At 62.5% G+C, this 13218-nt stretch carries 11 protein-coding genes; 4 read left to right on the top strand and 7 right to left on the bottom strand.

All coding sequences use genetic code 11. The features are described from left to right. Positions 1 to 55: 55 nt before the first annotated feature. Both NKH33_RS06175 and NKH33_RS06180 read left to right on the top strand, forming a co-directional pair. Complete coding sequence (locus NKH33_RS06175) at positions 56 to 298, top strand: type II toxin-antitoxin system CcdA family antitoxin (RefSeq protein WP_254816484.1); 243 nt, start codon at positions 56 to 58, stop codon at positions 296 to 298. Further along, a complete protein-coding gene (locus NKH33_RS06180; protein WP_352450813.1) occupies positions 298 to 597 on the top strand; it encodes a CcdB family protein in 300 nt (99 codons plus the stop codon). Before NKH33_RS06175 ends, NKH33_RS06180 begins: the two co-directional genes overlap by 1 nt. Before the next feature lie 33 nt (positions 598 to 630). On the opposite strand, the gene NKH33_RS06185 is transcribed toward NKH33_RS06180, so the two are convergent. Together NKH33_RS06185 and NKH33_RS06190 are read right to left on the bottom strand one after the other, a co-directional pair. Continuing rightward, the gene (locus NKH33_RS06185) at positions 631 to 2331 is read right to left on the bottom strand and encodes a hypothetical protein (RefSeq protein ID WP_352918474.1); all 1701 of its coding nucleotides are present in this window, start codon (positions 2329 to 2331) and stop codon (positions 631 to 633) included. 73 nt (positions 2332 to 2404) lie between these two features. Then, positions 2405 to 3703, bottom strand: coding sequence for an adenylosuccinate synthase (locus NKH33_RS06190; protein ID WP_023680654.1), 1299 nt, complete (start codon positions 3701 to 3703; stop codon positions 2405 to 2407). Positions 3704 to 4024: 321 nt separating this feature from the next. On the opposite strand from NKH33_RS06190, the gene NKH33_RS06195 reads away from it, so the two are divergent. Next, on the top strand, positions 4025 to 4927 hold the full coding sequence (locus tag NKH33_RS06195; RefSeq protein WP_352918476.1) for a DMT family transporter: 903 nt from the start codon (positions 4025 to 4027) through the stop codon (positions 4925 to 4927). Between the two features lie 57 nt (positions 4928 to 4984). On the opposite strand, the gene serA is transcribed toward NKH33_RS06195, so the two are convergent. From serA to glmM, 5 genes are all read right to left on the bottom strand, one after another. Next, positions 4985 to 6583 carry a phosphoglycerate dehydrogenase gene (gene serA, locus NKH33_RS06200; RefSeq protein WP_352918478.1) on the bottom strand — a complete coding sequence of 533 codons (1599 nt, stop codon included), beginning with the start codon at positions 6581 to 6583 and terminating at the stop codon, positions 4985 to 4987. Positions 6584 to 6766: 183 nt separating this feature from the next. Then, complete coding sequence (locus NKH33_RS06205) at positions 6767 to 7942, bottom strand: phosphoserine transaminase (RefSeq protein WP_352918480.1); 1176 nt, start codon at positions 7940 to 7942, stop codon at positions 6767 to 6769. A 182-nt stretch (positions 7943 to 8124) separates the two neighbouring features. Beyond that, entirely contained in the window at positions 8125 to 8874 is a 750-nt protein-coding gene (locus NKH33_RS06210) for an outer membrane protein (RefSeq protein ID WP_352613401.1), read from the bottom strand. A 233-nt stretch (positions 8875 to 9107) separates the two neighbouring features. After that, positions 9108 to 9947 carry an outer membrane protein gene (locus NKH33_RS06215; RefSeq protein WP_352613400.1) on the bottom strand — a complete coding sequence of 280 codons (840 nt, stop codon included), beginning with the start codon at positions 9945 to 9947 and terminating at the stop codon, positions 9108 to 9110. A 226-nt stretch (positions 9948 to 10173) separates the two neighbouring features. Beyond that, on the bottom strand, positions 10174 to 11526 hold the full coding sequence (gene glmM / locus NKH33_RS06220; protein ID WP_352471193.1) for a phosphoglucosamine mutase: 1353 nt from the start codon (positions 11524 to 11526) through the stop codon (positions 10174 to 10176). An 873-nt stretch (positions 11527 to 12399) separates the two neighbouring features. Here glmM and NKH33_RS06225 point away from each other — a divergent pair. Next, positions 12400 to 13062 (top strand): hypothetical protein, encoded by a 663-nt coding sequence (locus tag NKH33_RS06225; protein WP_502893708.1) that lies wholly within the window; start codon positions 12400 to 12402, stop codon positions 13060 to 13062. Positions 13063 to 13218 lie beyond the last annotated feature (156 nt).

A 13218-nucleotide genomic window follows, 5' to 3' on the forward strand; every position in this document is an offset into this window, starting at 1 on the left:
TCATTGCGACTAGAGAGGAATGCGCATATGTTATGCGCATACTGTGGAGGTGATCATGCGCAAGATAGCTGTGAATGCGGTTCGCCAGCCGGCAAATCTGTCGATCGACTCAAAGCTCATGAAGGAAGCCAAGGGGCTCGATGTGAATGTCTCGCGCGCCGCTGAAGCCGGCATCGCCGAGGCCGTGGCCGCCGAAAAGACGCGGCTGTGGAAGCTTGAGAACCGCGCGACGATAGATGCCTGGAACGAATATGTCGAAAAACACGGTATTCCGCTGGCAGAACATCGGCAATTCTGATGGCGCGCTACGACGTCTTCGCGGGTAGCATCGAAGGCGGCTATCTCCTCGACGTCCAGGCCGATCTGCTAGACCATTTCAAGACCCGGGTGGTCGTCCCGCTTCTGCCGGCTGCGATGGCGCCATCACCAATGCGAAAGCTCCATCCGATTTTCGAGATCAATGGTCGGAAATTGGTCATGGCCACCCATTTGATCGCCACGGTTGCGGCGACGGAACTGGGCGAGAGCCGACTGAATCTGACGAGGCATCACGACGAGATCGTGGCCGCGCTCGATATGCTGTTCCAGGGCTTCTGAACTGCTGGGGAGCTTCGGGGTGGCGGACCGTCTTCACCCCGCCGTCTTAGTCTGCCAGGCCTTAAGCGCCTCGTCGAACACCTTCTCGCCTGGAATGCCCTTTTCCATGGTGAGCAGCGCCCGCCGCCCGGTCTTGTAGACGACCGGCACGTCGATCCAGTCCTGACCTCTGAGTAAGGTCAGATTGGCGTCTTCATCCGCCTTGGTATCGTTGAGCGCAACCAGGAAGAAACCGTCGGCGATCTTGGCCGGGATGCCGATCAGCGGGCTTCCGGCATCCTGCTCGGAGCCCTTCATGGCGACACGCAGGATGTTGTCGACGCCGCCGCCCTCGAAGCCGTCAGGCGTCAGGAAGATCATCTCGATAATATGGCTGGCCGGCAGCGTCTGGTCAGTGTTGCGACGGATCGTCATGCGCAACTGGATATCCTTGCCTGGAATGGTCGCCTCGGCGCGGATCGCCGGCTCGGGCGGCAGGTCGCCGCCGGGCGATTCCTGCACCAGCGACCAGACGATATTGCCGGGCTCGGCCGAGCCTTGAGCGGTGCTGGTGCGCTCCTCGTAGAAGATCGCCTTCTGGCCGACGGCCAACGTGGCTTGCGGCGGAACTGCCGTTGGTGCCGCTGCCGGTGCTGGCGGCGGGGCGGCCGCTGCAGGCGCTGCTGCCCCGTTGGCGGGCGGCGTTGCGGGAGTTGGTGCAGCGGACCCATCGACTGCTGGAGCATTGGCCGTGGCTTGCGTGTCGGCGGGTCCGGCCGGAGCCGGCGTGGCCGGTGCCGGGGTGGTCGGTGCCGGGGTGGTCGGCGCTTGTGCGGCCGATGGCGGCGTGGTCAGTGCGGCGACGGATTCGCCTTCGCCGATGCCCGCCTGCCCGGCCGCGGGGCCGGGATCGACTTCGTGGCCCTCGGGCGTCAGGCGCTGCGTGAACTTCGCGCCCTCGCCGGCATCCGTCGGAGGCGCGGCGGCCGGTACGGCCGCATCGGCCACCGGCTTGGCCGGGGCTGGTTTTACCAGCGGTTCGGTGGCGACGGCTGTGGTCGAGTCGAGGCCGAGCATGCTGCCGAACGCATCCTTGTTCAGCCAGATGCCATAGCCACCACCGGCAATGACGAGCAAGGCAATGGCGGCGGCGATAACACCGCCATAGCTGCGCCTGCGCTCCGCAGGATAGAGCCGCTGGAACCTGTCCTCCGCGGGGCCGCCGTCGTTGGAAAAGTCGTCGCCCGGAAAAACGCCGTCTTGGCCGTCAGCCGTCGGAATATCCATATCGGACGGCGGCGGACCAGCGCGCCCCTGAGAAAGAGCGACGGGCTGCGGCTTTTGCCAGTTCGGCGCCGCCTTGGCGGCCGTGGGCTGCCAGGCCGGCCCAGTCTTTGCTGGCTCCGTCTTTGCCGGCTCGGTCTTGCCCGGCTGCCATGCCGGCTCCGTCTTTGCCGGCTGTCGGATATGGCTGGACTGGTTCTTGTTGCGGTCGATGGAGGAGAAGATGTCCTCCAGTTCCGCCAGCGGGTCGGGTGGCGGCGCAGGCTTGGCATAGTCCCGCTCGACTTTGGCGATGGCGTCTTCCAGTGCACGCATCTGCCGGTCGACATCGGAAGGCGTCATCGTGGCCTTCTCTGCGAGTTGTTTCGCGATTGACGAACGGGCCCTGTCATAGACCCTGGCGCGCACTTCCGCCGACGGCTCACCGAGTTTATCGAGCGCCTTTTTCAGAATAGGAACAAAATCTACCATACGTCAGTCGACCTGCATTTGTTTCTGGGCCGGCCCCCGCAAATCAGCCGCAATGCCCGGAAAGGCTGAGAAACTAGTCTTGAAACGGATCGGTCACAAGTATCGTGTCGTCCCGCTCAGGGCTGGTGGAAAGGAGTGCGACCGGCGCGCCGATCAGCTCCTCGATGTAGCGGACGTACTTCACCGCCTGGGCCGGCAGGTCGTTCCAGCTGCGCGCGCCGGCAGTGGTGCCTTTCCACCCCTCCAGCGTCTCGTAGACCGGTTCGACGCGGGCCTGCGCACCCTGGCTGGCCGGCAGGTAATCGATCGCCTCGCCGTCGAGTCGGTAGCCGGTACAGACCTTGATCTCGTCCAGCCCATCGAGCACATCGAGCTTGGTCAGCGCAATGCCCTTGATGCCGTTGACGGCGACGGCCTGGCGGACCAGCACGGCATCGAACCAGCCGCAGCGCCGCTTGCGGCCGGTGACGACGCCGAATTCATGGCCGCGCGTGCCCAGGAACTCGCCGATCTCGTTCTTCTGTTCGGTTGGAAACGGGCCTTCGCCGACGCGCGTCGTATAGGCCTTGGTGATGCCGAGCACATAGCCGATGGCGCCCGGCCCGACACCCGACCCGGCGGCGGCCTGGCCGGCAACCGTATTGGACGAGGTGACGAACGGATAGGTGCCGTGGTCGATGTCAAGCAACGTCCCTTGCGCGCCCTCGAACAGGATGCGCTCGCCGGCGCGGCGCTTGTCGTCGAGGATTTTCCAGACGCGGTCCATATAGGGCAGGATCTCGTCGGCCACCGAGATCAGCTCGCTCATGATCGCCTCGTGCGTGACCTCGGCATGGCCGAGCCCGCGCCGCAGCGCATTGTGGTGCGTCAGCAGCCTGTCGACCTTCAAGGGCAGCGTTTCCAAATCCGCCAAATCCATCACCCTGACCGCGCGCCGGCCCACCTTGTCTTCATAGGCGGGACCGATGCCGCGACGGGTCGTGCCGATCTTCGTTCCGGAATTGGAAGCGGCGTCCTCGCGAAATCCGTCCAGCTCCCGGTGCAAGGACAGGATAAGCGCGGTGTTTTCGGCTATTTTCAGGCGGTCTGGCGTCACCTCGACGCCCTGCGCCTTCAATTTCGCAACCTCCGCGACGAAAGCGTGCGGATCGAAGACGACGCCATTGCCGATGATGGACAGCTTGCCTTGCCGCACCACGCCGGACGGCAGCAGCGACAGCTTGTAGACCTTGCCGTCGACGACCAGCGTATGGCCGGCATTGTGGCCGCCCTGGAAGCGCACGACAACATCGGCGCGCTCCGACAGCCAGTCTACGATCTTGCCTTTGCCCTCATCGCCCCATTGCGAGCCGACGACCACCACATTGGCCATATTTCTTTTCCCTTGAGACGCCGCACGAGCAGCTTGAAACAGTTCGAAACGACAGGCCTCTATCGCATCGGCCCCCAAAATCGGAATCGATTTTCGGAAAGCACGACGCGAGGATTAAAGCCTTCCGACGCGTACTTTGTAGCGTCCAATTGCACGCACGTCGTTCTATAGCGTCAAGACCCGGCGAGCGCGACCACTCTTTGCCGCCCAAAACGCTCCGAGGCACAACAATTTTCGCCTTTGACATCATTTACTTGGGCTGGCGGTCGCAATAGGCCCACACCGACCGTCAAATTCCCTCTGCCTGGCCGGGAGCTCACGATGCATCGAGCCGCCTATCTGTTCCTGCTGTTCACCACCTTGCTGTGGGGCGGCAACTCCGTGGCGGGAAAGCTGGCGGTCGGTCATATCTCGCCGATGACGCTGGTCTTCCTGCGTTGGCTGCTGGCGGTTCTGATTCTGCTGCCGATCGGCTGGGGAACGCTACGCCAAGACTGGCCGGTGGTGCGCAGGCATTGGTTGCTGCTTGGCGGGCTCGGCGCTTGCGGCTTCGCCTTCTTCAACACGATCTTCTACACGGCGCTCAACTACACGACGGCGATCAACGTCTCGATCGAGCAGGCGGCGATACCGATCGTGATCATCATCGCCAATTTCGTGCTGTTTCGCCTGCGGGTGAACCGGGTGCAGATCGCTGGCGTCGTGCTGACCATCACTGGCGTCGCGGTGACGGCGAGCCATGGCGACCTGCGCCAGCTTCTCAAGCTGGATCTCAACTTTGGCGACGCGATCATGCTGGTCGCCGTGCTTTGCTACTCCTTCTATTCGGTGGGGTTGCGGCTGAAGCCGATAATCCGCTGGCAGAGCCTGATGCTGGCGCTGTCGGTTGCCGCACTCGTCACATCGCTGCCTTTCTTCCTGTGGGAGATTGCCGCCGGCAAAGTCATCGTCCCCGATGCCCGCGGCTGGGCGGTCGCGTTCTATACCGCCATCGGTGCTTCGGTCATCTCGCAGATCTTCTACATCAGGGGCAACGAGCTGATCGGCGCCAACCGCGCCGGCCTGTTCATCAATCTGGTGCCGATCTTCGGTACGCTGCTATCGGTGCAGATTGTCGGCGAGACATTCCAGCTCTATCAGGCGCTGGCTCTCGCGCTGGTGCTCGGTGGCATCAGCCTCGCGGAATACAGCGGACGGAAGATGGCGGCATCCGCTGCTGAATGAAGTCGCTTGCCGCGACGTTCCACCGCCCCGTGCTGCTGTACACGGGGCGACCGAATTTCAGGCTATCCCAACATCGAAATGCAGCCGCTTGGCAGAGTCGATCGACTTGTGCGAGCGCACCTGCGCCAACACGTTTTCCGGGAATGGCGCATCGAGATAGAGCAATGCGATGGCATCACCGCCCGGCCGGTTGCGGCCGAGCTGGAAATTGGCGATGTTGACGCCGTTCTCGCCGCACACCGTGCCGAGCAGACCGATGATGCCGGGCGCGTCGGCATTGGTCGTGTAGAGCATGTGCTGGCCAACCTCGGCGTCGAGATTGATGCCCTTGATCTGGATGAAGCGCGGCTTGCCGTCCGAAAAACACGTGCCGGCGATCGAGCGCGTCCTGTGCTCGGTCTTGACCGTCAGCTTGATATAGCCGTCGAACACGCCCGACTTGTCGCGCTTGACCTCGGCGACGATGATGCCGCGCTCCTTCACCATGATCGGCGCCGACACCATGTTGACGTCGGAGACCTGCGGCCGGATCAGCCCGGCAAGAGTGGCGCTGATCAGCGCCCGCGTGTTCATCGTCGCGGTCGAGCCGTCGAACAGGATCTCGACCTCCTTGATCGGATCCTCGGTGACCTGGCCAACAAAGGCGCCGAGCACTTCAGCGAGCTTGACGAAAGGTTTCAGCCGCGGCGCTTCCTCGGCGGTGATCGATGGCATGTTGATGGCATTGGAAACGGCGCCCTTGATCAGATAGTCCGACATCTGCTCGGCGACCTGCAGCGCGACATTCTCCTGCGCCTCCATCGTCGAGGCCCCCAGATGCGGCGTTGCCACCACGTTCTCCATGCCGAACAGTGCGTTGCTCTCCGCCGGTTCGACCTCGAACACGTCGATGCCGGCGCCGGCCACCTTGCCGCTCTTCAGCGCCGCGATCAGGTCGGCCTCGACGATCAGCCCGCCACGGGCGCAGTTGATGATACGCACGCCGGTCTTCATCTTGGCGATCGCCGCGGCGTCGATGATGTTGCGCGTCTTGTCGGTAAGCGGCGTATGCAGCGTGATGAAGTCGGCGCGGGCGAACAGCTCGTCGAGCTCGACCTTTTCGACGCCGAGCTCCTCGGCGCGGCTGTCCGACAGGAATGGATCGAAGGCGATGACATGCATCTTCAGGCCGACGCCGCGCGTAGCGACGATCGAACCGATATTGCCGCAGCCGATGATGCCCAGCGTCTTGCCGGTGATCTCGACACCCATGAAGCGGTTCTTTTCCCATTTGCCGGCATGCGTCGAGGCGTTGGCCTCCGGTATCTGGCGGGCCAGCGCGAAGATCATGGCGACGGCATGCTCGGCGGTGGTGATCGAATTGCCGAAGGGCGTGTTCATCACGATGATGCCCTTGCGGCTCGCCGCCGGTATGTCGACATTGTCGACGCCGATGCCGGCGCGGCCCACGACCTTCAGCCTGGTCGCAGCATTGATCAGCTTCTCCGTGACCTTTGTCGCCGAGCGGATGGCCAGCCCATCATACTGGCCGATCACTTCGAGCAGTTTTTCCTTGTCCTTGCCGAGATCCGGCAAATAGTCGACCTCGATGCCGCGATCCCTGAAAATCTGCACGGCGGTGGTGGAAAGTTTGTCTGAGACGAGAACGCGGGGCATTGGCTTGGTCCTTTGCGATTGGCGTCCCTCCCCCTTGAGGGGAGGGTCGGCGCGAAGCGCCGGGGTGGGGTCGTTGCGGCCGGATGCGGCCAAATCTTTTTCTTTCTGGATGGCGGATCGTTGAACGGGTGGAGGCGACCCCACCCGGCCCTTCGGGCCACCCTCCCCTCGAGGGGGAGGGAGTCAGGCCGCCGCTTTGAGCGACGCCTTTTGCGCGGCAAAGGCCCAGTCGAGCCAGGGCAGCAACGCTTCGAGATCGGAGGTCTCGACTGTCGCGCCGCACCAGATGCGCAGGCCGGGCGGTGCATCGCGGTAGGCACCAATGTCGTAGGCGACGCCTTCCTTGTCGAGCGCCGAGACAATTGCCTTGGCGAACGCAGCCTGTCCATCGGCGTCGAGTGCAGCGACTTGCCGGTCGGTGAAGGAAAGGCAGACCGACGTGTTCGAACGCGTCGCCGGGTCTACGGCAAGATGGCCGAGCCAGGAAGATTTCCGGACAAAGCGATCGAGAACGGCGGCATTGGCATCCGCTCTGGTGACCAGCGCGTCGAGGCCGCCGATCGACTTCGCCCAACGCAGCGCGTCGAGATAGTCCTCGACGCACAGCATCGACGGCGTGTTGATAGTCTCGCCCTTGAAGATGCCTTCGATCAGCTTGCCGCCCGAGGTGAGGCGGAAGATTTTCGGCAACGGCCAGGCCGGCTTGTAGTTTTCCAGGCGTTCGACGGCGCGCGGGCTGAGGATCAGCATGCCGTGCGCGCCCTCACCGCCCAGCACCTTCTGCCAGGAGAAGGTGACGACGTCGAGCTTCCTGAAATCGAGCTGTTGCGCAAAGGCCGCCGAAGTCGCGTCGCAGATGGTCAGGCCCTTGCGGGTGGCCGGGATGAAATCGCCGTTCGGCACGCGCACACCCGACGTCGTGCCGTTCCAGGTGAAGACCACGTCGCGGTCGAAGTCGATTTTGGTCAGGTCCGGCAGTGCGCCGTAGTCAGCCTCTAACCTGCGAACATCGGCGAGCCTCAGCTGCTTGACCACATCGGTGACCCAGCCGGAGCCGAAGCTCTCCCAGGCGACCATGTCGACGCCGCGTTCGCCGAGCAGCGACCACAGCGCCATTTCGACCGCGCCGGTATCCGAGGCCGGCACGATGCCGATGCGGTAATCCGCCGGAACCTGGAGGATTTCCCGGGTCAGCTCGATCGCTTGTTCGAGCTTGGTCTTGCCGATCTTGGCGCGGTGCGAGCGCCCGAGCGCGGCATTTTTGAGCGCCTCGACCGACCAGCCGGGGCGTTTTGCACAGGGACCTGAGGAAAAATTGGGATTTGCCGGACGGAATCCGGGCTTCGCATGCGTGGTCATCGTGGTCTATCCTTCCAGATAGTGGCCCCTCGTTGGGGAGGGGTGGCCCACGGATGGCGATATGCGTTCAGACTTTCGGCGTCAAGGGGAAAGTTTTTGTCGCTGTCAGGATATTGCCGGGGGCGAAACGCAAACGGCGGGCCTGCGACCCGCCATTGTCAACGCCTCGGCTTCGATCGAGCCTACCAAAGATCGTAGCGTAGTCCGACTTTGACTTGATGATTGTTGATCCCTTTGCGGATCGGAAAAGAAGTCAGACTCTCGGCAGTCACATATTCGGCGTCTGGCGCGGAAAAATACTGATAGCCCAGATCGACCGAGACGTTCTTGGACACTTGGTACGCAAGCCCGGCATTCAGCGTGTAGGCGAAGGAGTACTGGGTCTTGTTGTCACGCCGGACGAAATCGTCGGTGGGGTCGGCGTTGTCGGTGAAGTAGCTCGCCGACAGGCGACGCTTGCTCTGCACGACACCGACACCGGCGCCGAGATAAGGTGTGATTCCGACATAGGTGCCAAGGTCGACATAGCCGTTGAGTATGCCTGAGAAGGCATAGTTCTTCAGGGTCGCCGATGCCACGGTCGTTCCGTCGTTATAGCCGACGTCGATCTTGTTGCCGGGAAGATAGCCGACATTGAGATCGGCGCGCAGATAGTCGTTGAAATGGTAGCCGAAGCCGATGCTGGCGAAGATGGGATCTTCCTTTTCGTCGAAGCTCGCGGGTGTGAAGGCGAAATGCTCATCCTTGAAGCTCTTCTGCACCAGATAGGAGACATCGCCGCGCAGATACCATCCCGAGCCAACCTCGACCGGTACATAGTCGGGCGCCTGGTCGACATAGACCGGCGGTTCGTAATCGGCGCCAAGCGCCGGCGTCAGCGGCACCAGGACGACTGCTGCAAGCGCCAGTGCTATAGGCGATTTGAATGTCATGGTCCTCGGCTCCCGAACTTGGCGCATTCGCGATCGCGCGCGCCGTTTCAGACAGCATTGTTAACCATAGTGGTTAAGTGCGGGTTAAGGATAACAAGGCGTTAGCAATTGATTTGATCCGTTTTCGCTCCTCGAGCCGGACGGTGTTACAGGCAACGCAGCATCTTTAGGCAGCCAAACGAAACCGCCCGGCATCAGCCGGGCGGTCGACGAATTCCTCGATTTCGAAGCGACTACTTCGTGTAGACGGGCTCGGGTTCCGGGACGTAAGGCTCCGGCGGCGCACAGTCCGACCTGCCGAACTGGTAGCGCAGGCCGCCGCGCACTTCGTGAACGTTGATACCTTTGTCATAGCCGGGGCCGACATTGGGGAGGGAGGCATAGTCGAACATCTTACCGCCGTTGATGTGGCTGAAGCGGTAGCCGACATCTAGTTTGACGCGGTCAGTCAGGCAGTAGGATGCGCCCGCCATGGCAGCATAGGCAAACCGCCAGCCCTTGCCACCGGCATGATCAAATGAACCGTCGCTGTCCACGTTGTGCAGTTCATCCCACTTGACCCAGGCACCGCCGATGCCGGCGCCGACGTAAGGCGTGATCCCATGCCAGGTGCCGATATCGACATAGGCGTTGGCCAAGAGCAGCAGCGCCGAATAGGACGAGGTATCGACGGACGTGCAAGGCGTTTGCTGTGGGCCGCAGAAGCCGTTGGTCGAGCCGCGGAATTTGGACTTGCTCATCCAGTCCAGGGTGAGATCGGTGCGGAAATGCTCGTCGATCTGGTAACCAACACCGCCGCCGGCCGAGAAGGCGCCATCCAGCTTGCCTGTATCGAACTTGCCGGGATTCTGGGGTGCCACACCGTAGGTGATGTAGTCGCCACCACGAAACTTCGACCAGTGATAGTCGATGTCGCCGCGGATATACCAGCCGCCGAATTCGGCCGGCTGCTCATAGGCAACCGGTGGCGGTGCCTCCTCGACGACGGGCGGCTCGACGAAATCGGCGGCGAATGCCGGTCCGACGCCGGCAAACAGCGCGGCCAGAAGAGCCATTCTAGCTGTGTTGAACATGCTTATCACCCCTGAGAACCCTCGAACGGCGAACGCGCCCGAAATGTGATTGACCTCAGTTGTGGATAATGAATCGGAAAGGTTAAAAGGCGTTTAACCGTATTGATTAACCACGAATCTCTAAAAGTGGAGCAATCTGGCGGCCGTTGCTGCAGGCGGAGCTGGCCGCGACCCAATAAAAAAGCCCGCCGGCAAGGCGGGCTTTTGAACCGATGTTGGAGGGAGATCAGGCGGCGCTGCGCGTTTCCGAAATGACCTCGACGATGTCGTTGACCACGGACTCGACAAGCTGCGGGTCGTCGCCCTCCGCCATGACGCGGATGAGCGGCTCCGTGCCGGATGGCCGGATGACCAGGCGCCCGGCCTTGCCGAGGCGATTGCGCGCATCTTCGATCGCCGCCTTGACCGGCGCCTCCTCCAGCGGCTTGCCGCCGGAAATATGCACATTCTTCAAAAGCTGCGGCACCGGCTCGAATTTCTTCGACAGTTCGCTGACCGGTCGGTTATGCCGCTTGATGCAGGCGAGCACTTGGAGCGCCGAGACGAGGCCGTCGCCGGTGGTCGAGAAATCGGACAGCACGATGTGGCCCGACTGTTCGCCGCCGACATTGAGTCCATGGGCACGCATGTGCTCGACGACATAGCGGTCACCGACCTTGGTGCGATGCAACTGCAGGTTCATGTCGCCGAGGAAGCGTTCGAGGCCGAGATTGGACATCACCGTCGAGACGACGCCGCCGCCGGCCAGCCGTCCGCTCTGCTGCCAGGATTCGGCGATCAGCGCCATGATCTGGTCGCCATCGACGATCGCGCCGTTCTCGTCGACGATGACGACACGGTCGGCATCGCCGTCGAGCGCAATGCCGATATCGGCGCGCACCTCGTGCACCTTCTTTTGCAGACCGGCCGGATGAGTCGAGCCGCATTCCTTGTTGATGTTGAAGCCGTTGGGCTCGACATTGATGGCAACGACCTCGGCGCCGAGTTCCCACAGCGCGTCGGGCGCCACCTTGTAGGCGGCGCCATTGGCGCAATCGACGACGATGCGCAGGCCCGACAGCGACATCGAGCGCGGCAGCGTGCGCTTGGCGAATTCGATATAGCGGTCATGCACGCCGTCGACGCGTTTGGCGCGGCCGAGCCCATCGGAATCGGCGAGCGCCAGTTCGATATCCTTGTCGAGCATCCCCTCGATACGCTCCTCGATCTCATCGGACAGCTTGTAGCCATCGGGACCGAACAGCTTGATGCCGTTGTCGTAATAGGGGTTGTGTGAGGCAGAGATCATCACGCCGATATCGGCGCGCAGCGAGCGCACCAGCATGGCAACAGCCGGCGTCGGGATCGGGCCGAGCAGGAAGACATCCATGCCGGCGGCGCACAGGCCCGACACCATGGCGTTCTCGATCATGTAGCCGGAAAGCCTGGTATCCTTGCCGAGCACGACGCGGTGGCGGTGGCTGCCGCGCTGGAACGAGAGGCCGGCGGCCATGCCGACCCGCATGGCGACCTCCGCCGTCATTGGAAACTTGTTGGCGCGCCCACGAATGCCGTCCGTACCGAAATAATGTCCTGCCATGTTCGCCAGCTTCCCGATGGTTCTTTCCGAGCATCTCATGCCATAAAATGGCCCAAGCCCCGTCATCACATTGTATGATTATGGACGACCAATCCTTAGAAAATTGTTGTTTTGTGTGTTTTACGTCACGCTAGTGTGTTGATTTTCAAGTTCCGAGCCCTTGTTGCGGCAGCAGCATCAGAAACATCAACTCAAACCTCATCTGGTTCCTTTGGGCTGTGGCAGTGTGGCCTTGAACCCGAATCCGCATCGTGCTGCTCCAGACAGCGGTGGCTCAGGTCCGCCGCAGCCGCCGATTTGACTGGCTGTCATTCGACGCAGTGTCCTCGCTGGGAACCAGCCATAGGCGCGCGCTCCGTGCAATGCACCCGGACGAACTTGGCGGGGAGACGGTCCCGGCAACGAATTCATCACCTTAAAGAAAAGAATGCACTTCTAAATTTGTCTCTACGCTACTTAGCATCTGGCGCAACCAGCCGTTGAGCGCTATTGCTGCACTGGGACATATCATGAACCGCCGCAGGGAGAAAACGCATGCTCATCCACCGACTTGCCACTTTGACGGGTCTTGCCGTCGCGACCTTATTCCTGGCGGCGCCTGCCAGCGCGCTGACCATGGCCGAGTGCAGCACCAAGTATAACACGGCCAAGGACGGGGGAACGCTTGGCGGGCAGAACTGGAACCAGTTCCGCAAGGCCCAATGCGGCACCGATGCTTCCGCCGCTGCAACCGAACCTGCGCCAGCCAAAGCCACGGCCAAGGCTGCCGACACGACCAAGGCAGCCGCCGCCGACGATGCGGCGCCGGGCCTGACGGCGAAGGAGTGCAGCACCAAATACCAGGCCGCCAAGGCTGCCGGCACGCTCAACGGCATGAAGTGGAACGATTTCCGCAAGACCCAGTGCGCCGCCGGCGCGACGGCAGCCGCACAACCCGCCGCCAAGACCAAAGCAGCGGCGGCCAGCAGCGATGACGCAGCGCCTGGGCTGACGGCCAAGGAATGCAGCACCAAATACCAGGCCGCCAAGGCTGCCGGCACGCTCAACGGCATGAAGTGGAACGACTTCCGCAAGAGTGAATGCGCCGCCGGCGCAAGTGCAGCCGCACAACCCGCCGCGGCACCTGCCAAGGCGACAACAGCCGCCGCGACCGATACCGGCAAAGGCGTCAGCATGGCGGATTGCAGCGCCAAATATCAGGCTGCCAAGGCCGGCAACACGCTGAACGGCATGAAGTGGAACGACTTCCGCAAGAGCCAATGCGGCGCCGGCGCAGCCGACGACGACACCCTGCCGGCTCCCGATGCCAAATACACCGGCGATCCGCAACCGCCGACCATCACCGCCCCCCAGGGCGTGAAATTCCCGACGGCGATCTCCAAGAAGTATGCAACCGAGACCCCGGCCAAGGGCCGCATGCACACCTGTCTCGACCTCTACTACGCCAACAAGGACGCCAACACGCTGGGCGGCCTCAGGTGGATCCAGAAAGGCGGCGGCTTCTACAGCCTCTGCAACGCCAAGCTGAAGAGCTGACCGGCGCCACCATCCGACGACATGAGCCCGCGAGCCGCAAGGTTCGCGGGCTTTTTTGTTGCTGCCGAACACTTGCGAGGAGCGCCATCCGCGCGCAAGCGGCGCCGCTGCCAATCTGCCCCTCGTGGGGGAGATGTCCGGCAGGACAGAGGGGCA

It is taken from the genome of Mesorhizobium sp. M1182 (genome assembly GCF_040318335.1).
In the GTDB taxonomy this organism is placed as follows: Bacteria; Pseudomonadota; Alphaproteobacteria; order Rhizobiales; family Rhizobiaceae; genus Mesorhizobium.

Coding starts and splice junctions, on each gene's coding strand:
- NKH33_RS06175 (WP_254816484.1), top strand. CDS start 56: ATGCGCAAGATAGCTGTGAATGCGGTTCGCCAGCCGGCAAATCTGTCG.
- NKH33_RS06180 (WP_352450813.1), top strand. CDS start 298: ATGGCGCGCTACGACGTCTTCGCGGGTAGCATCGAAGGCGGCTATCTC.
- NKH33_RS06185 (WP_352918474.1), bottom strand. CDS start 2,331: ATGGTAGATTTTGTTCCTATTCTGAAAAAGGCGCTCGATAAACTCGGT.
- NKH33_RS06190 (WP_023680654.1), bottom strand. CDS start 3,703: ATGGCCAATGTGGTGGTCGTCGGCTCGCAATGGGGCGATGAGGGCAAA.
- NKH33_RS06195 (WP_352918476.1), top strand. CDS start 4,025: ATGCATCGAGCCGCCTATCTGTTCCTGCTGTTCACCACCTTGCTGTGG.
- serA (WP_352918478.1), bottom strand. CDS start 6,583: ATGCCCCGCGTTCTCGTCTCAGACAAACTTTCCACCACCGCCGTGCAG.
- NKH33_RS06205 (WP_352918480.1), bottom strand. CDS start 7,942: ATGACCACGCATGCGAAGCCCGGATTCCGTCCGGCAAATCCCAATTTT.
- NKH33_RS06210 (WP_352613401.1), bottom strand. CDS start 8,874: ATGACATTCAAATCGCCTATAGCACTGGCGCTTGCAGCAGTCGTCCTG.
- NKH33_RS06215 (WP_352613400.1), bottom strand. CDS start 9,947: ATGTTCAACACAGCTAGAATGGCTCTTCTGGCCGCGCTGTTTGCCGGC.
- glmM (WP_352471193.1), bottom strand. CDS start 11,526: ATGGCAGGACATTATTTCGGTACGGACGGCATTCGTGGGCGCGCCAAC.
- NKH33_RS06225 (WP_502893708.1), top strand. CDS start 12,400: ATGAAGTGGAACGATTTCCGCAAGACCCAGTGCGCCGCCGGCGCGACG.